19 protein-coding genes are annotated in these 16,004 nt (G+C 69.5%); 8 read left to right on the top strand and 11 right to left on the bottom strand.

What is annotated here, in order from left to right:
* Nucleotides 1-44: 44 nt before the first annotated feature.
* The gene (locus Q0W90_RS04585; RefSeq protein WP_297700235.1) at nucleotides 45-458 is read left to right on the top strand and encodes a nitroreductase family deazaflavin-dependent oxidoreductase; all 414 of its coding nucleotides are present in this window, start codon (nucleotides 45-47) and stop codon (nucleotides 456-458) included.
* 171 nt (nucleotides 459-629) lie between these two features.
* On the opposite strand, the gene nadC is transcribed toward Q0W90_RS04585, so the two are convergent.
* From nadC to nadA, 3 genes are read right to left on the bottom strand one after another with little or no spacing between them, the layout of a single operon-like run.
* Nucleotides 630-1,484, bottom strand: a complete 855-nt coding sequence (gene nadC / locus Q0W90_RS04590) for a carboxylating nicotinate-nucleotide diphosphorylase (protein ID WP_297773351.1) — start codon at nucleotides 1,482-1,484, stop codon at nucleotides 630-632.
* A 2-nt stretch (nucleotides 1,485-1,486) separates the two neighbouring features.
* The gene (locus tag Q0W90_RS04595) at nucleotides 1,487-3,067 is read right to left on the bottom strand and encodes an L-aspartate oxidase (protein ID WP_297773355.1); all 1,581 of its coding nucleotides are present in this window, start codon (nucleotides 3,065-3,067) and stop codon (nucleotides 1,487-1,489) included.
* Entirely contained in the window at nucleotides 3,064-4,113 is a 1,050-nt protein-coding gene (gene nadA / locus Q0W90_RS04600) for a quinolinate synthase NadA (RefSeq protein WP_297601974.1), read from the bottom strand. Before nadA ends, Q0W90_RS04595 begins: the two co-directional genes overlap by 4 nt.
* 46 nt (nucleotides 4,114-4,159) lie before the next feature.
* Here nadA and Q0W90_RS04605 point away from each other — a divergent pair, with 46 nt between their 5' ends.
* Together Q0W90_RS04605 and Q0W90_RS04610 are read left to right on the top strand one after the other, a co-directional pair.
* Nucleotides 4,160-4,897 (top strand): NUDIX domain-containing protein, encoded by a 738-nt coding sequence (locus tag Q0W90_RS04605; RefSeq protein ID WP_297601972.1) that lies wholly within the window; start codon nucleotides 4,160-4,162, stop codon nucleotides 4,895-4,897.
* Between the two features lie 161 nt (nucleotides 4,898-5,058).
* Nucleotides 5,059-6,399 (top strand): lipase family protein, encoded by a 1,341-nt coding sequence (locus Q0W90_RS04610; protein WP_297773359.1) that lies wholly within the window; start codon nucleotides 5,059-5,061, stop codon nucleotides 6,397-6,399.
* Here Q0W90_RS04610 and Q0W90_RS04615 read toward each other — a convergent pair.
* Genes Q0W90_RS04615 through bioB form a run of 3 tightly spaced genes read right to left on the bottom strand, consistent with a single transcriptional unit; the run spans nucleotide 6,394 to nucleotide 8,368 of the window.
* Complete coding sequence (locus tag Q0W90_RS04615; protein WP_297601468.1) at nucleotides 6,394-7,014, bottom strand: DUF2567 domain-containing protein; 621 nt, start codon at nucleotides 7,012-7,014, stop codon at nucleotides 6,394-6,396. The two genes, Q0W90_RS04610 and Q0W90_RS04615, sit on opposite strands and share 6 nt — an antisense overlap.
* A gap of 56 nt (nucleotides 7,015-7,070) precedes the next feature.
* Nucleotides 7,071-7,298 (bottom strand): hypothetical protein, encoded by a 228-nt coding sequence (locus Q0W90_RS04620; RefSeq protein WP_297601457.1) that lies wholly within the window; start codon nucleotides 7,296-7,298, stop codon nucleotides 7,071-7,073.
* A 32-nt stretch (nucleotides 7,299-7,330) separates the two neighbouring features.
* Nucleotides 7,331-8,368, bottom strand: coding sequence for a biotin synthase BioB (gene bioB, locus Q0W90_RS04625; RefSeq protein ID WP_297601454.1), 1,038 nt, complete (start codon nucleotides 8,366-8,368; stop codon nucleotides 7,331-7,333).
* A gap of 133 nt (nucleotides 8,369-8,501) precedes the next feature.
* Here bioB and Q0W90_RS04630 point away from each other — a divergent pair, with 133 nt between their 5' ends.
* The 4 genes from Q0W90_RS04630 (at nucleotide 8,502) to Q0W90_RS04645 (ending at nucleotide 12,368) form a co-directional block, all read left to right on the top strand.
* Nucleotides 8,502-8,693 carry a hypothetical protein gene (locus tag Q0W90_RS04630; RefSeq protein ID WP_297601451.1) on the top strand — a complete coding sequence of 64 codons (192 nt, stop codon included), beginning with the start codon at nucleotides 8,502-8,504 and terminating at the stop codon, nucleotides 8,691-8,693.
* Between the two features lie 113 nt (nucleotides 8,694-8,806).
* On the top strand, nucleotides 8,807-10,639 hold the full coding sequence (locus tag Q0W90_RS04635; RefSeq protein ID WP_297773364.1) for a hypothetical protein: 1,833 nt from the start codon (nucleotides 8,807-8,809) through the stop codon (nucleotides 10,637-10,639).
* A gap of 5 nt (nucleotides 10,640-10,644) precedes the next feature.
* Nucleotides 10,645-11,007 (top strand): hypothetical protein, encoded by a 363-nt coding sequence (locus tag Q0W90_RS04640; protein WP_297773367.1) that lies wholly within the window; start codon nucleotides 10,645-10,647, stop codon nucleotides 11,005-11,007.
* Entirely contained in the window at nucleotides 11,004-12,368 is a 1,365-nt protein-coding gene (locus Q0W90_RS04645) for a hypothetical protein (RefSeq protein WP_297773369.1), read from the top strand. The genes Q0W90_RS04640 and Q0W90_RS04645 overlap by 4 nt, the downstream gene beginning before the upstream one ends.
* Nucleotides 12,369-12,443: 75 nt before the next feature.
* On the opposite strand, the gene Q0W90_RS04650 is transcribed toward Q0W90_RS04645, so the two are convergent.
* On the bottom strand, nucleotides 12,444-12,953 hold the full coding sequence (locus Q0W90_RS04650; RefSeq protein ID WP_366894575.1) for an isoprenylcysteine carboxylmethyltransferase family protein: 510 nt from the start codon (nucleotides 12,951-12,953) through the stop codon (nucleotides 12,444-12,446).
* Between the two features lie 211 nt (nucleotides 12,954-13,164).
* On the opposite strand from Q0W90_RS04650, the gene Q0W90_RS04655 reads away from it, so the two are divergent.
* Nucleotides 13,165-13,266, top strand: a complete 102-nt coding sequence (locus tag Q0W90_RS04655) for a TetR family transcriptional regulator (RefSeq protein ID WP_297773385.1) — start codon at nucleotides 13,165-13,167, stop codon at nucleotides 13,264-13,266.
* Between the two features lie 109 nt (nucleotides 13,267-13,375).
* Here the strand turns inward: Q0W90_RS04655 and Q0W90_RS04660 are convergent, their stop codons facing one another.
* The 4 genes from Q0W90_RS04660 to Q0W90_RS04675 form a co-directional block, all read right to left on the bottom strand.
* Entirely contained in the window at nucleotides 13,376-13,885 is a 510-nt protein-coding gene (locus tag Q0W90_RS04660) for a 2'-5' RNA ligase family protein (protein ID WP_297773374.1), read from the bottom strand.
* Nucleotides 13,885-14,565 carry a dethiobiotin synthase gene (bioD, locus tag Q0W90_RS04665; protein WP_297773377.1) on the bottom strand — a complete coding sequence of 227 codons (681 nt, stop codon included), beginning with the start codon at nucleotides 14,563-14,565 and terminating at the stop codon, nucleotides 13,885-13,887. The genes Q0W90_RS04660 and bioD overlap by 1 nt, the downstream gene beginning before the upstream one ends.
* 9 nt (nucleotides 14,566-14,574) lie before the next feature.
* Complete coding sequence (locus Q0W90_RS04670) at nucleotides 14,575-15,732, bottom strand: 8-amino-7-oxononanoate synthase (protein ID WP_297701371.1); 1,158 nt, start codon at nucleotides 15,730-15,732, stop codon at nucleotides 14,575-14,577.
* A 165-nt stretch (nucleotides 15,733-15,897) separates the two neighbouring features.
* Nucleotides 15,898-16,004: hypothetical protein (locus Q0W90_RS04675; RefSeq protein WP_297773387.1), on the bottom strand; the 107-nt coding region annotated here is incomplete at its 5' end.

The following is a 16,004-nucleotide window of genomic DNA, read 5'->3' on the forward strand; positions in this document are numbered from 1 at the left end:
GCCACACCCCGCGCTAAAAGGAAGAGCCAACCCAGGGAGCCGCCATGTCCGCCAAGGATCACCCCAACAACGCCCCTGGCGTCCCGATGGTGTTCCCGCCCTGGTTCGAGCGCCTTCAGATCAAATACTTCAACCCTGCGGTCAAGCCGATCGTGCGTTACCTGCCCGGCACCGCGACGATCAAGCATCGCGGTCGCACCTCCGGCAAGCCCTACGACACGATCGTGACCACGTACCGCAAGGGCAACACCCTGGCGATCGCGCTGGGCCACGGCAAGACGAACTGGGTGAAGAACGTGCTGGCCGCCGGGCAGGCGGACGTGGAGTTCAGCCGCAATCGGGCGGTGCACATCATCAACCCGCGGATCCTGCCCGCCGGCTCCGACGGGGACGGGCTGCCCAGGTTGGCGCGCATGCAGCTGCGCCGGATCGGGGTTTTCGTCGCCGACATCGCCTGAGGCCTGGTCGCCTCGCGCGTTGAGTGGGCGATGGCGGCGGCGAGTGTGCGCGGGCGGCTTTCAGTGTGCGTCCACGGCGGCGACACGCCGAATGATCGCGCCAACGATTCACCCGCAAGGCCAACGATTCACACTCGACGGCCGAGGGACACCTGCGACACCGCGGCCGAACTACATATCCAGGCCGATGTCGAGTACAACCACCGAATGCGTGAGCGCACCGACGGCCAGGTAGTCCACCCCGGTCGCGGCGTAGGCGGCGGCGTTCTCCAGGCCGAGGCCGCCGGAAGACTCGAGCAGGACGGCGGGTGCGCGCGCATCCCTGCGCTGCACGGCCATCTGCGTCTGCCACACCGGGAAGTTGTCCAGCAGGATCAGTTCGGGCTTTTCGGGCAGCACCTCATCCAGCTGCTCGAGTGAATCCACTTCCACCTCACACGGCAGCTCCGGTGCCGCGTCCCGCACCGCGCGCAGCGCGTCGACCACCGATCCCGCGGCCACCACGTGGTTGTCCTTGATCAGCGCGGCATCGCCGAGTCCGAGCCGGTGGTTGACGCCCCCGCCGACGCGGACCGCATATTTCTGCAACACGCGCAGGCCGGGCAGGGTTTTGCGGGTGTCGCGCACCTGGGCCTTGGTGCCCTGCACGGCGGCCACCCAGTGCGCGGTCGCGGTGGCGATCCCCGACAGGTGGCAGATCAGGTTCAGCATGGTCCGCTCGGCGGTGAGCAGCCCGCGGGCTTCCGCCTGCACGGTCAGCACGGGCTGGCCCGGTTGCACGTGGGCGCCGTCTTCGACGCGGTCGACGACCTGGTAGCCGCGCGGGCCGAGCACCTCGTCGAGCACCAGCAATGCGATGTCGATGCCGGCGATCACGCCGGGCTGCCGGGGCACCATGCACGCGGTGGCCACCGCCTCGGCGGGCACCGTTGCCAGCGTGGTGACGTCCGGCCCGTAGCGCATGTCCTCGACCAGACCGCGCCGGATGGTTTCCCGCGCGGTGGTGAGTTCGCTGTCGGACATCATGGTCACACCACCGCCGCCAGCGCCTCCACCAGCACCGAGGTCTGGTCATCGGACAGTCGCAGCACATTGCTGCGCGCCTGCTCGGCAGCGGTCTGCGGGTGCTCCTCGCGGTGGTGGCAGCCCCGGCTTTCGGTGCGGGCCAGGGCCGCCGCGGTCACCGCGCGGGCGGCGACGGCCAACGCGACGTCTTCGAAATCACGTCGGCCCGCCACGGTGCGGACCTCGGCCTGCGACAGCATCGTGGACAATCGCGTCATCCCGGCGGCGTCGCGTACCACCGACGCGTGGCGGCCCATCGCGCGTTGCAGTTCGCCGCGCTCGGGCGCGGTATGCGCGACGGACTCGGGGGCGACCGCAAGGACGGGCCCGATCGCCGCCGCATGCGCGGCCGCCGCCTTGCCGGCCCGGCCACCGACCACCAAACCTTCCAAGAGACTGTTGGACGCCAACCGGTTGGCGCCGTGCAGTCCGGTGCGGGCCACCTCACCCGCGGCGAACAGTCCGGGCAGCTCGGTTTGGCCGCACACGTCGGTGACGATGCCCCCGCAGCTGTAATGCGCCCCGGGGACAACCGGAATGGGCTGGCGAACGGGGTCGATTCCGGCGGCCCGGCAGGCGGCCGTCACGGTGGGGAACCGGTTCGCGAAGTCCCCGATGTGGCGCGCGTCGAGGAACACGCACGCGTCGCCGGTGGCCTTCAGCCGAGCGTCGATGGCCCCGGCGACGACATCCCGCGGCGCCAGGTCTCCCATCGGATGAACACCGGCCGTCACGGAATCCCCTTGCCGGTCAACCAGTCTCGCACCCTCACCGCGGATGGCCTCGGTGACCAGCGGACGCCGCCCGCCGGCGGCACCGGGGGCGAAGAGCATCGTGGGGTGGAACTGGATGAACTCGAGATCGCTGACCGCGACGCCGGCCCACAGGCCCAAGGCGATTCCGTCGCCGGTGGATCCTTCGGGATTGGTGGTCGCGCCGTACAAATGCCCGAGGCCGCCGCACGCCAGGATCACCGATGGCGCGCTGACGATTCCGTATCCCTGCGGGTTGCCCACCAGGACGCCGGTGACGGCCGCTCCGTCGTGCAGCACCCGCAGGGCCACGTGCCCGGTGCGGATGTCCAGCGCACGCGCGGCGTGGTCGAGCGCGCGCTGCACCTCGGCGCCGGTGGCGTCGCCCCCGGCGTGCACGATGCGCCGCCGCGAGTGCCCGCCTTCACGCGTCAGCGCCCACTGGCCGGGGGCGGATTCGTCGAATCGTGCTCCGTCACCGACTAATTCGGAGACGGCCGAGTACCCGTCGGCGACGATCGAGTACACCGCCTGGGGGTCGCACAGGCCCGCACCGGCGACCACGGTGTCTGCGACGTGCGCCTCGACCGAGTCGTCGTTGTCGGGCAGGACGACCGCGATGCCGCCCTGCGCGTAGTGGGTCGCGGTCGCCCCGCCCGCCTGATCGGCCTTGCTCAACACGACGACACTGCGACCGGCGCGATGGGCGGCCAGCGCGGCGGCCAATCCGGCGGCGCCGGTGCCGATCACGACGACGTCGGCGCGGTGAGTCCAGTGGGGACGGGCGGTCATTCGCCGCCGCCCGGCTGCCCGATCTCGATCATTCGCTGCACACTGCGGAGGCCGGCCGCGGCGATGTCGGGGTCGACGTCAACTTCGTCGGCGCCCTCGACGAGGCAGCGCAGCAGGGCCGCGGGCGTGATCATTTTCATGTACTTGCACGCCGCCTTCTCGTTGACCGCGCGGAAGTCGACGTCGGGCGCCGCCTTTCGAAGCTGATACAACATGCCCACCTCGGTGGCGACCAGCACCTGCCTGGCGTTGGTGGCTCGGGCGGCATCCAGCATGCCGCCGGTGGACAGGATCTGTACCCGGTCCTCGGGGAAGGCGCCCTCCCCGGCGAGATAGAGCGCGGAGGTGGCGCAACCACACTCGGGGTGCACGAACAGTTCGGCATCGGGGTGGGTGTGGGCCTGCTCGGTGAGCTCCTCGCCGTTGATCCCCGCGTGCACGTGGCATTCGCCGGCCCACACGTGCATGTTCTGGCGGCCGGTGATGCGGCGGACATGTGCCCCGAGGAACTGATCCGGGCAGAACAGCACCTCGCGATCGGGATCGATCGACTCGACGACGTCGACGGCGTTGGACGAGGTGCAGCAGAAGTCGGTGAGCGCTTTGACGGCGGCGGTGGTGTTGACGTAGGAGACGACGACGGCGTCGGGATGCTCGTCCTTCCAGGCGCGCAGGTCGTCTGCGGTGATCGACTCGGCCAGCGAGCAGCCGGCGCGCTGGTCCGGGATGAGCACGGTTTTGTCCGGGCTGAGGATCTTGGCGGTCTCGGCCATGAAGTGCACGCCGCAGAACACGATGGTGTCCTCGGGGGCCTGTGCGGCCACCCGCGCCAGCGCCAGCGAGTCGCCCACGTGGTCGGCGACGTCCTGGATCTCGGGTAGCTGGTAGTTGTGTGCGAGCACGGTGGCGCCGCGCAACTTCGCCAATCGGCGGATCTCCGCGGCCCACTGCGCATCAGCGGCCACGCCGGTGTAGCCGGTGGGCGAATCGGTGATGCCGGCAACCATGTCTTCGGCGAGCGTGTCCATGCGATTGGTGACCGTCATGGGGGCTCCTTTCGGGCCGGGAGGTTTTCGACTTATAATCGAAAACATGGCCCATCGTAGCACCGCCCACGAAGTGCTCGCGGTCGTGTTCCAGGTTCGCGAAGAAACCGAACAGGTCGCGCGGGGGCGAGCAAACAGGTTAAGCACGGCGAAACCGCGGCTTAACGTCCTGCTATGGCAGCGTGCCAAGGATCCGCAACGGGGCGCGTGGTCGCTGCCGGGCGGGCAGGTGCGCAACGACGAGGACATGATCACCTCGGTCCGCCGCCAACTCGCCGAGAAGGTCGACCTCAAGGAGTTGGCACATCTGGAGCAACTCGCGGTGTTCTCCGACCCGCACCGGGTGCCGGGCGCCCGGATGATCGCGTCCACCTTCCTGGGCCTGGTGCCCTCCCCCGCCAGCCCCGAGCTACCGCCGGACACCCGCTGGCATCCGGTGAATCACCTGCCGCCGATGGCTTTCGACCACGCCCCGATGGTCGACAACGCCCGCACCCGGCTGATCGCCAAACTCTCCTACACGAACATCGGGTTCGCCTTGGCACCAAGGGAATTCGCACTCTCCACGCTGCGCGACATCTACGGCGCCGCACTGGGCTATCAGGTCGACGCCACGAACCTGCAGCGGGTGCTGGTCCGGCGCGGGGTCATCACCGCGACGGGCACCATCGCGCAATCCGGCCGCAGCGGCGGACGCCCTGCCGCCCTGTACCGGTTCACCGACGCGGCGCTGCGGGTCACCGATGAATTCGCCGCGCTCAGGCCGCCCGGCCTGCCCGGCTAGGCTGGCGGAAAGGGGTCGTCGGGTGACGCGGGGGTAAATCGATCACAGTGGCGCACCCGACCTACCTGCGATGACGAGAAGTCGCTCACAGCGCGGCGATGACGCTTTGGTTACCTGCCGTTCGTGCGCGAGAATGCCGGGTGGCCACGAAGGGAGCCTCAATGGCTGAGCTCGGCAACCTGGCAGGCACGCACGGTGCGGAATGGATCGCCCGGCCGCCCCACGAGGAACTGCAGCGCAAAGTGCGGCCGCTGCTGCCCTCGGACGACCCGTTTTACCAGCCGCCGCTGGGCTTCCAGCACGCCGAACCCGGGACGGTGCTGCGCTCGCGCGACGTCGAGCTGGCGTTCCTGGGGCTGATCCCGCAGTCCATCAAAGCCGTCCAGCTGCTCTACCGGACCATGGACATGCACGGCGAGCCCGAGGCAACCGCCACGACGGTGATCGTCCCGGCCGACCTCGCTCCCGGGCGGCCCTGCCCGGTGCTGTCGTACCAGTGCGCGATCGACGCCGTGTCGTCACGCTGTTTCCCGTCCTACGCGCTGCGGCGGCGGGCGAAGGCGCTGGGGGCGATCGGCCAGTTCGAGCTTTTCCTGATCGCCGCCGCCGTCGCCGAGGGCTGGGCCGTCTCGGTGCCCGACCACGAAGGCCTCCGCGGCCTGTGGGGCGCGCCCTACGAGCCCGGCTACCGCGTCCTGGACGGTCTCCGGGCCGCGCTGAGTTCGGAGCGCCTCGGGCTGTCCGCGTCGGCCCCGATCGGGCTGTGGGGATATTCCGGTGGCGGCCTGGCCAGCGCGTGGGCGGCCGAAATGTGCGCCGACTACGCGTCCGAGCTCGATATCGTCGGGGCGGTGCTGGGCTCCCCCGTCGGGGACCTGGGTAACACCTTCCGCCGGCTCAACGGCAGCTTCCTGTCCGGGCTGCCCGCGCTGGTGGTGGCCGCGCTCGCGCACATCTACCCCGACCTGGACCGGGTGATCAGGGAGCACACCAACGAGGAGGGGCGCGCCATGCTCGACTCGCTGGAGAAGATGACGACCGTGGGAGCGGTCGTGCGTATGGCCGGCAAGGACATGGGTGACTACCTCGACGAGCCGCTCGAGCAAATTCTGTCCACGCCGGAAGTGACGTATGTCTTCGACCACATCAAGCTGGGCGCGGCGGTCCCGACGCCACCGGTGTTGATCGTGCAAGCCGTGCACGACTACCTGATCGACGTCCACGACATCGACGTGTTGGCGCATGCCTATTCGGCGGGCGGCGCGCGGGTCACCTACCACCGCGACGCGTTCAACGAACACATGATGCTGCACCCGCTGTCGGCGCCGATGACCTTGCGCTGGCTGACGGATCGCTTCGAGGGCCGCCCGCTGACCGAGCACCTGGTGCGAACCACCTGGCCGACGATGTTCAATCCGATGACCTACATCGGCATGGCCCGGCTGACCAAGATCGCGGCCAAGGTCGTCACGGGCCGCAGGATTCGCCGCCGTCCGCTATGACACGGTCGCTTCCGACGCGCCGCCGCCCCCAACCGGCAGCGCGTCGGTAGGCCGAGCCGCCGGCGGAAGCGCCCCCAGGTCGTCGCGGGCGTCCGCGGCCACACGCACGGCGAACACCAGGGCCGCGACGCCGACCGGCCACAGCAGGCTCACCGCGATCTGCAGCGGACGGTCCGAGAAGAATACCGGCGGCGCCTGGGTGACGTAGGCGACCGACGGGCTTTTGGTCAGCGGTACCGCATCGAAGTCCAAGGCGCCGTAGCCGAGGCGGACGAGCCCAGCCCCGACCGCGGCAGCGGCGGCAGCGGCGCTCGCCATGCCGATCGACAGGGCGACCACCATTCCCGGGCCGCGGTGCCGGCGCCACTGCCACGCCCACACCGAGGCGACCACCGCCAGCACGGTCATCAGTCCCAGCATCAGGGCGGGTGCGACGAAGAAGTGCTCGGACTCGCTGCCCAGATAGTCATGAACCCGCTCACCCGAGCGGGTGAGTGCCACCACGGCGTGGATCGGCGGGGCGATCCACGCCCACAGTGCCCCGATCGGAACACCGGTCGCCGCCGAGCCCAGGGCGACGACGAAAAGTGCGCGCGCCCGTGCCCGGCGCGGCATACCGGCTGGAACGGGCGCGTCGGGGCCGTCCGAAACATTCGCCTTGGCTGGCTCGGTCACCGCTGCGTCTCCAGATCGGCGGAGTCGACCTGACCGTGCCGCGAGCAACGCGCCCGCCAGCCGTCGGGGCGAACCTGCACGACCATCCGGCGGCCGCATGCCGCGCAGAACCGGGGCGGCTCAAGACCCAACTGTGCCGCCGTGGGCACCGCGGTGCCCCCTAATTCCCCGGTGTAGACGTTGTAGACACCGGCGCTGACCGCAGCGCCCAGATCGCCAACCACAATTGTCCCAACCCTAGCCGCGGCGAGCCGGCTTACAAGCTGGCGTTGAGCCCCTTGAGGGGCATCTGCAGATCGCCGAGCAATTCCAGGTCGGATTCGGCCGAACGACCCAGCGTGGTCAGGTAGTTGCCGACGATCACGGCGTTGATGCCGCCCAGTATTCCCTTCTTGGCGCCCAGGTCGCCCAGCGTGAGCTCGCGGCCGCCGGCGAAGCGCAACATGACGCGTGGCAGCGCCAGCCGGAACGCGGCCACCGCGTTGAGCGCCTCGCTGGCCGGTAGCACGTCGCGATCACCGAACGGGGTGCCCGGCCGCGGGTTGAGGAAGTTCAGCGGCACCTCATCGGGGGCGAGCTCGGCGAGTTCGGCGGCGAATTCCGCGCGCTGCTCCAGCGTCTCACCCATGCCGAGGATCCCGCCGCAGCACATTTCCATGCCGGCATCGCGCACCATCGACAACGTCTGCCAGCGCTCTTCCCAGGTGTGGGTGGTGACGACGTTGGCGAAATACGAGCGCGCGGTCTCGAGGTTGTGGTTGTAGCGGTGCACACCCATGGCCGAGAGCTGTTCCACCTGCTCGGCCGTCAGCATCCCCAGCGAGCAGGCGATGTTGATGTCGATTTCGTTGCGGATCGCCTCGATACCGGCGGCGACCTGGGCCATCAACCGCTCGTCGGGCCCGCGTACGGCGGCGACGATGCAGAACTCGGTGGCACCGGACTTGGCGGTCTGTTTGGCCGCCTCGACCAGGCTGGGGATGTCCAGCCGGGCGCTGCGCACCGGCGAGTCGAACAGCGCCGACTGGGCGCAGAAATGACAGTCCTCCACGCAGCCACCGGTTTTGAGGCTGATGATGCCCTCGACCTCGACCTCGGGGCCGCACCAGCGCATCCGCACCTCATGGGCCAGCGCCAGCAGTTCGTCGAGCCGGTCCTCGGGCAACTGGAGCACCCGCAGCACCTGGTCGCGGCTCAATCCCTGGCCGTCCTCGAGCACCTGTTGCCGGGCTTCCGCCAAGATGTCCTTGTCGCTGCCGGTGTCGGCCGCCGGTCGAGTTGCCGCTTGAGTCACCAGGTACTCCCTTGCCTCTTTCTCGTGCCCGCGCGCGGGGACGCATCTGCCCCGTGATGGTGCAGCCTGAATGAAAAGGTGTTCAAAGTAGGGTAACGGCCGAAGAACTCGGCCTACCCCTGGGTATACGACCATGGTGACTCCGCACGTCGAATACCTGGCGCACCACTACCTGCTGCTGGCGGCGCCGGCATTCCTGCCTGCGGTGATCGTCGTCGCCGTGGTCTTGTACGTCGCCCTGCGCGACCGTCGGGCAGGGCGGGACGCCACGGTCGCCACCGAAGACGCTCCCAAACCCGACCCGCCGGGCAAAGAGCGTGATTGACGCGGGCCGGATCGGGGCATTAAACAATCAATCACGAACCTACTTGACAGTAATAAGCGGTTGACTTCAATCGGATCCTCCGGGGCGGCCCGGCACGGTTGGGAGGCACGACGATGCGGTCGAATGAACTGACGATTGTTGCTGAGGCACCGGCACGCGGTGCGGGGTTGGACCAGGTGATCGGGCTCTCGATCGCCGCGGTGGTGATCACGCTGCTGATGCTGTGGGTCGGATACGCCCACCGCACGCACCGCATCGGATGGTTGACCCGGGTCGCGGACAAGGTGGGTGAGAAGTTCCACCGGCCCGGCTGGGTGGCCCTGCCGGTTCTGGTGTTCACCACGTCGATCATCTGCGCGCTGTTCGGGTTCATCTGGGACGTGAGCTGGCATATCGGCAACGGCCGCGACCCCGGCCCGTTGGCCAACCCCGCGCACTACTTCATCATCATCGGACTGTTCGGAATCTTCCTAGGGGGGATGACCGCGGTCGTGCTGCCGTTCGACAAGCCCGGCCCGGCGGCGGTGCGCATCACGCGCAATTGGCACGCGCCGGTCGGCGGTGTGCTGATGGCCGGCTGCGGGCTGTACGCGATGATCGGGTTTCCCCTCGACGACGTCTGGCACCGCATCTTCGGTCAGGATGTAACACTTTGGGGCCCAACGCATTTGATGATGATCGGCGGCGCCTGCTTTTCTCTGTTCGCGGTGCTGATGCTGGAGCGCGAGGGCGAGGCCGACGAAGGCGAGGAGGTCTACCACGGCGTCTTCATCACCTTCCTGCGCTACCTGTCCTTCGGCGGCATGTTCATCGGCTTGTCGGTCTATCAGATCGAATACGACTTCGGCGTCGAGCAATTCCGCCTCGTCCTGCAGCCGATGATGATCGCCGCCGCGGCGGCGCTGGCGGCTGTCGCCGCCCGCATCACCATGGGCCGGGGAGCCGCCCTCATCGCGGCCGTCTTCGCCATCGCCCTGCGTGGTGGTGTCGCCGTGCTGGTCGGGCCGGTCCTGGGGGCTCCGATCAACTGGTTCCCGCTGTATCTCGGCCCCGCGCTCGCGGTCGAGTTGATCGCGCTGACTCCGCTTCTCAAGCGCCCCATCGCTTTTGGCGCCGCCGCAGGCCTCGGTGTGGGCACCGTCGGGTTGTGGCTGGAGTCGCTGTGGATCGCGGCGGTGTATCACTACCCGTGGCCTCTCGGCATGTGGGGCGAGGCCCTGGCCATGGCGGTGCCGGTCGCGGTGCTGATGGGGATGTGTGGCGCGCTGTTCGGCATGGTGCTCACCGGGCAGCGGCTCCCGGGCCGCGCCATCGGTATCTCGGTGGTGGTGGTCACCGTGATGGTGATCGGCGGGGCGGTGGCCAACGGGTTGCATATCGTTGTGCCGCGCCAGAACAATGCCGCCATCACGCTGACCGATCTGCCCAGCGCACCCGGGCATCGCATGGTGTCGGCCGACATCCAATTCGCACCGGCCGACATGGTCAGCCAACATCCGGAGTGGGTGACCATCCTGTCCTGGCAGGGCCGGATGGAAAACGATCGCGGCCTACAGATCGACGAGCTCGAGAAGGTCGGCCCCGGGCATTACCGGTCGACGCGGCCGCTTCCCGTGTGGGGTTCGTGGAAGACCCTGTTGCGGGTTCAGGACGGCTACACGATGACCGCGGTGCCGATCTACGAACCGGCCGACGAGGCCATTCCGGCACCCGAGGTTCCGGCGTTGCCGGCGATGAACCGGCCATTCGTGCAGGAGATCACCATCCTGCAGCGCGAACGCGACCAGAATGCCCCAGGCTGGTTGTTCACCGCCGGCTCGATCGTGGTGCTGTTCCTGACGTTGACGGTGATCGCCGGCCTGACGTGGGGCGCGGGCCGGCTGGGCAATGCCGTCACCGAACCGGAACCCGTCGAGGACAAGCAGCGGATCCCCCGGGCGGCGTAGCACAAATGACGATTCGCGGCACGCTCATCACGGCGTGGGTGGCGGTGCTGACCTGCGGCCTGGTCGCCTGCGGCGGCTCTGCAAGCAAGTCCCCGGCGGCACCCCTGGTGGTCGACGTGACCATCGCCAACGGGCAGGTGACCCCGACCAACGCCATGCTGCAGGCCAACGTGCACCAGCAGATCACCCTGCACGTGACCAGCGATGCCACCGACGAGCTGCACGTGCATTCGACGCCCGATCACAAGTTCCAGGTGGCGGCGGCGCCCAACCAGACGTTTGAGTTCGCCGTCACGGTGCCCGGCAACGTCGCGGTCGAACTGCACCATCTGGATCGCACGATCGCCACCATCCAAGTGCGGCCGTGACCTCCGCCCATGCGGCGGTGGTGCTCGCGCATGGTCTCGGCGGATCGGGCGATCTTCCGGTGCCCTACGCCTACGCGATGGTCGGGGCGGCATGGGCGCTGACGTTCACTTTTGCCCTGGTCGCGTTCGCGTGGCGTCGGCCCCGGTTCGATCCGCTCAAGCCGGGCCGGCCGTTGCCGGCGGCGCTGACGACGTTCGTCGACGCCCGGGTGACCCGCCGGACCGCCGCGGCGGTGGCGCTGGCGTTCGCGGCATGGGCGGTGGCGGCCGGGGTATGGGGTCCCGATTCGGAGTCCAACGCGCTGCTCGGCGCGTTCTATGTGCTGCTGTGGGTCGGGTTGGTGGCGCTGTCGCTGGCCGTCGGGCCGGTGTGGCGGGTGATTTCGCCGATGCGCACGGTGTATCTGCTGCTGCGGCGCGTCACCCCGGAGCGGCTCGGCCGGCCGCGGCTGTCCTACCCGGAAGGCTGGGGCTACCGGCCCGCGGCGCTGGGGCTGTTCGCCTTCGTGTGGATGGAGCTGGCCAGCCCGAACCCGGGGTCTTTGCCCTGGGTCAGGGCGTGGGTGGGCGGCTACGCGCTGCTGATGCTGGGCGGGGCGTGGCTGTGCGGGCAGCGCTGGCTGGCGCGCGCCGACCCGTTCGCCGTGTACAGCATGGCCGTCTCCCGGCTGTCGCCGTTTCGCCGCAATCGGGAGACCGGAAGGATCGTCGTCGGGAACCCGCTCGACCATCTGCCGTCGCTGCCGGTGCGCCCGGGCGTCGTCGTGCTGCTGGCGGTGCTGCTCGGGTCCACGGCGTTCGACAGCTTCTCGGCGTCGCCGACCTGGCGCGGCTTCGCCGATCGGCTCACGCGGGACTTCGGCGCGTCCCCCGCCGTGGCGTCGTCGGCGTTGCGCACCATCGGGCTGATCGTGTTCATATGCGTTGTGGCGGTGACGTTTTCGTTGGCCGCGCGTGCCACCGGCGGGGTCAGCCGCGGGCGCCGCCGCGAGTTGCCCGGCGAGATGGCGCATTCGCTGATCCCGATCGTGGTGGGCTACATCTTCGCGCACTACCTGTCCTACCTGGTGGAGCGCGGACAGCAGGCGATGTTCGCGCTGGCCGACCCGTTCGGCCGCGGCTGGAACCCGTTCGGCCTGGCGCATTTGCACGTGGCCTACGTCTTGTCCATGCATCCGCCGGTGCTGGCCGCCGTCAAGGTGACCTGCGTGGTCACCGGGCACATCGTCGCGGTGATCGCCGCCCACGACAAGGCCTTGCGGCTGCTTCCCGCCGGCCATCAGCTCACCGGGCAGCTGAGCATGATGTTGGTGATGGTCGGCTACACCTTCACCGGTTTGTATCTGCTCTTCGGTGGCTAGGCGTGCGCCCCCGGGCGATGCGGGAGCGCGACCAAGGCTGATGTCCCGGTGGGGCATCGAATCCAGAGGGCGATGTCATGTTGGGTCGGGCGTCCATGGGCGCAGTCGGGGGAACCACGCGGGCACCGCCTGCCGATAGCTCTGGTATTCGGTCCCGAATTGGCGCCGCAGCGTAGGTTCTTCGTACCAGCGCACGAACGAGGCCGTCGCCGCCCACATGATCGCGGCGTAGATGAGGGTGCCGAGACTGCCGAACAGCAGGGCCTGGCCGACGATGGCCACCAGCAGCCCGACGTACATCGGATTGCGGACATACCGGTTGAATCCACTGACGACGAGTCGTCGAGGCGCAGCGACGGGTAGGGGCGTGCCACCCGCCTTGGCGAACTCGGCGAACGCCGACACCACCGGCACCAGGCCCACACAGATCAGCAGCACCCCGATGATTTGGGCGATCACCCAATGCGGGAGCGGCTGGCGGGATTGCCAGCCGGTGATCAGCCAGGGGATCAGTCCGGCGAAAGTCCCCGGAGCGACGAGAAAAAACGCCGCACTGCCTAGCGCCGCAGTCGTTGTACGCATCATGCTCTCCTTCACTCAGAGCCGTAAGCCGCGTTTTCCCAACGGTTTTCACGCCAGATACGGCGACGATGTCAAGCCGCAAGAAGTCGGGTGTCTTGATGCTTCCTGTACACGTCCAGGCTAACGACGCGAACCGAGATAAGTCAACGACTGTAGAGTTTCTGAGTACGCCTCCGATAGGACGACCTCCCGGAAACCCTGACGCCGAAGCGGGATCGCGGCCACCGCGCGCCGCCTATTCGCCGACGCCGGCTACGACAACACCTCGATCCGCGATATCGCGGGACCACGCATGATGGATTCGCCACGCTGGTAAGGCAATTCATCGCCGGGCGGCTCTTCTCGCAACTCACCACACGACTCACACCGATGATCCCCGCCCGCCTGCGCGAACCGTCCGGCATTGGCCAACGCAACCACTGCGGCTAGCCGATCAGGTGCTCGACCTTCTTGCCGCCGTCCCAGCGGCGCAAACCCGCGAAGCTGCCCTCGATCTGCGCGGGCCGGCCGGCGACGCGCAACGCGCGCCCGAGTTGGGGGCCGCCGACGCGGCGGGCCATGGTGACGTGCGCGGTCCATTGACCGGGCAGGGTGTTGGGCATCGGGCCGGGCCTCAGATGCGGGGCGCACCGCCGGTGCACCTCGGCGTGCAGGGCCAACAGCTCGCCCGTCGGCACCACGAGCCGCGCGAATACGGCGCTGCCACGGCCGAACAACACCGGCGCACCGATGAGGCAGCGCAGCGGTAGCTGCTCGCTCACCGGGCCCAGCAGCGCGTCGACGTCGGCGGCGATGCCTTCGGCCACCGCCAGCGTCACGTGCGGCCGGCTGGCCGGTGCCTGGCTGGGAATTCCGGCCGCGGCCAACGCTTCCCAGATGGTCCGGACTGCCGCCTCGGTGTCGCGGTCGAAGATCAGCTCGATGGAGTGGACCATCAGCCGACCAGCGCGTCGACCCAGTCGCGGTCGAAGGCGTTGACGCACAGCGCCGCGAAGTCGGCGGCGTTCATCGATGCCGCCCCCGCGGGCAGCGCGGCACGCACCGCGCCCAGCCGGGCCAGTGCGGACCGGTTGGACGTCTCCACCACCCCGGCCCGCTGGGGCCAGCTGCCGATCACCAGCCCGGCACACGAGATATTCTGCGCGGCAATCGATTCCAAGGTCAGCGCGGTGTGATTGAGGGTGCCCAACGCGGCGCTGACCACCACCAGCACAGCAGCGCCCAGCCCCGAGGCCAGATCGCGTGCGGTGAAACCGTTTTCGCCGAGTTCGACCAGCAGGCCCCCGGCGCCCTCGACCAGCGTCAGCCGTCCTGGCCGGTCCAACTCCGCGATGAGCGCCAGCAGCTGCTCGCGGGTGGGTAACGCCATCCCGGCCTGCTCGGCCGCGGCGACCGGAGCCAGCGGTTGCGGATACCGCGCGAACCCGGCCAGCTCCGTCGCCCCGGACAGCCGGGCCACCTCCGCAAGGTCGTCGTCGCCGGAGTCGGTGCCGGTCTGGACCGGTTTGCACACCGCCACGTCAATGCCGGCCTGGCGGGCGTGACAGGCCAGCGCCGCGGTGACGACCGTCTTCCCGACCCCGGTGTCGGTGCCGGTGACGACCAGAACCGTCACCGGTGCGCCCTACCCAAGCCCGGCAAGCACATCGGTCAGCACCCGGCGCGCGATGACCAGCTCGGCGTCGTCAAGCGACGCGCGCGCGGTCAGCCGCAGCCGTGAGGTGCCGGCGGGCACGGTCGGCGGCCGGAAGCATGCGACGCGCACACCGGCGTCCAGGCAGGCGGTCGCGGCCGCCATCGCCACGTCCGGGTCGCCCAGGATCACCGACACCACCGCGGACTGCGGCACCTCGAGCACGCCGCAGACCTCGGCCAGCGTGCCGGCATGGCGCAGCACGGCATCCGCCCGCCAGGGCTCGGCCCGCAGCACCCTCAGCGCGGCACGCGCCGCACCCACCGCCGCCGGGGCCAGGCCGGTGTCGAAGATGAACGTGCGTGCCGCGTCGATCAGATGGGCGCGCACCGCCGCCGGCCCCAACACCGCGCCGCCCTGGCTGCCCAGCGCCTTGGACAGCGTGGTCGTCATGACCACGTCCGGCGCGCCGGCCAGCCCCACCTCGTGCAGCAGCCCGCGCCCGCCGCCGCGCACTCCCAGGCCGTGCGCCTCGTCGACGATCAGCAGGGCGCGGTGCCGGCGGCACACCTCGTGCAATTCGCGCAAGGGCGCCAGCGCGCCGTCGGTGCTGAACACCGACTCGGTGATGACGACCGCGCGTTCCTCGTCGCGTGCCCGCAGCGCCGCCTCCACGGCGCCGATGTCGCGATGCGGCGTCACCGCCACCCGCGCCCGCGACAGCCGGCAGGCATCGACCAGCGAGGCGTGCGAATGCTCGTCGGAGACCAGCAGCGAACCCCGGCCGGACAGGCCGACGACGGCTCCCAGGTTGGCCGCGTATCCCGAGGAGAACAGCAATCCCGCGGCCGCACCGACGTAGTCGGCGAGCTCGGACTCGAATTCCTGGTGCAGTTCGGTGTCGCCGGTGACCAGGCGGGAGCCGGTCGCCCCGGCACCCCACATGCGCAGCGCGGCCACCCCACCGTCGATCACGTCGGGGTGTTGGGAGAGCCCCAGGTAGTCGTTGGATGCCAGGTCCAGCTCGGTGGCCACGGCGGGGCGCGGCCGCAGTGCGCGGCGCAGCCCGGCCTCGCGGCGCTGCCGCTCCACCGCCCCCAGCCAGGCCAGCGGGGAGACGTCGATCGGTGCCTGCGGGGAGGCGTTCATAGCGGTTCAGCCTAGTGGCGATCGCCAGCGCGGCGACGCCGGGCGCAGCGGGTCGCCACCATCAGACCAGTGGCGATCGCCAGCGCGGCGACGCCGGGCGCAGCGGGTCGCCACCATCAGACCAGTGGCGATCGCCAGCGCGGCGACGCCGGGCGCAGCGGGTCGTCACTGCTGGCCAACGAGCCGGGCCACCTGCACCATCGCCGAGGTGATCCGGGAGATCTCGTCGGGCGTGCAGATGTACGGCGGCATCGCGTAGACCAAGTTGCGAA

This window comes from Mycobacterium sp. (assembly GCF_025933915.1).
In the GTDB taxonomy this organism is placed as follows: Bacteria; Actinomycetota; Actinomycetes; order Mycobacteriales; family Mycobacteriaceae; genus Mycobacterium.

Bases quoted from the DNA above. Each gene is read 5' to 3' on its own strand.
- Q0W90_RS04610 (WP_297773359.1), top strand. From the start codon at position 5,059: ATGGCTGAGCTCGGCAACCTGGCAGGCACGCACGGTGCGGAATGGATC.
- Q0W90_RS04670 (WP_297701371.1), bottom strand. From the start codon at position 15,732: ATGAACGCCTCCCCGCAGGCACCGATCGACGTCTCCCCGCTGGCCTGG.
- Q0W90_RS04615 (WP_297601468.1), bottom strand. From the start codon at position 7,014: ATGCCGCGCCGGGCACGGGCGCGCGCACTTTTCGTCGTCGCCCTGGGC.
- Q0W90_RS04630 (WP_297601451.1), top strand. From the start codon at position 8,502: ATGGTGACTCCGCACGTCGAATACCTGGCGCACCACTACCTGCTGCTG.
- Q0W90_RS04650 (WP_366894575.1), bottom strand. From the start codon at position 12,953: ATGATGCGTACAACGACTGCGGCGCTAGGCAGTGCGGCGTTTTTTCTC.
- Q0W90_RS04635 (WP_297773364.1), top strand. From the start codon at position 8,807: ATGCGGTCGAATGAACTGACGATTGTTGCTGAGGCACCGGCACGCGGT.
- Q0W90_RS04640 (WP_297773367.1), top strand. From the start codon at position 10,645: ATGACGATTCGCGGCACGCTCATCACGGCGTGGGTGGCGGTGCTGACC.
- Q0W90_RS04595 (WP_297773355.1), bottom strand. From the start codon at position 3,067: ATGACCGCCCGTCCCCACTGGACTCACCGCGCCGACGTCGTCGTGATC.
- Q0W90_RS04605 (WP_297601972.1), top strand. From the start codon at position 4,160: ATGGCCCATCGTAGCACCGCCCACGAAGTGCTCGCGGTCGTGTTCCAG.
- Q0W90_RS04585 (WP_297700235.1), top strand. From the start codon at position 45: ATGTCCGCCAAGGATCACCCCAACAACGCCCCTGGCGTCCCGATGGTG.
- nadC (WP_297773351.1), bottom strand. From the start codon at position 1,484: ATGATGTCCGACAGCGAACTCACCACCGCGCGGGAAACCATCCGGCGC.
- Q0W90_RS04660 (WP_297773374.1), bottom strand. From the start codon at position 13,885: ATGGTCCACTCCATCGAGCTGATCTTCGACCGCGACACCGAGGCGGCA.
- nadA (WP_297601974.1), bottom strand. From the start codon at position 4,113: ATGACGGTCACCAATCGCATGGACACGCTCGCCGAAGACATGGTTGCC.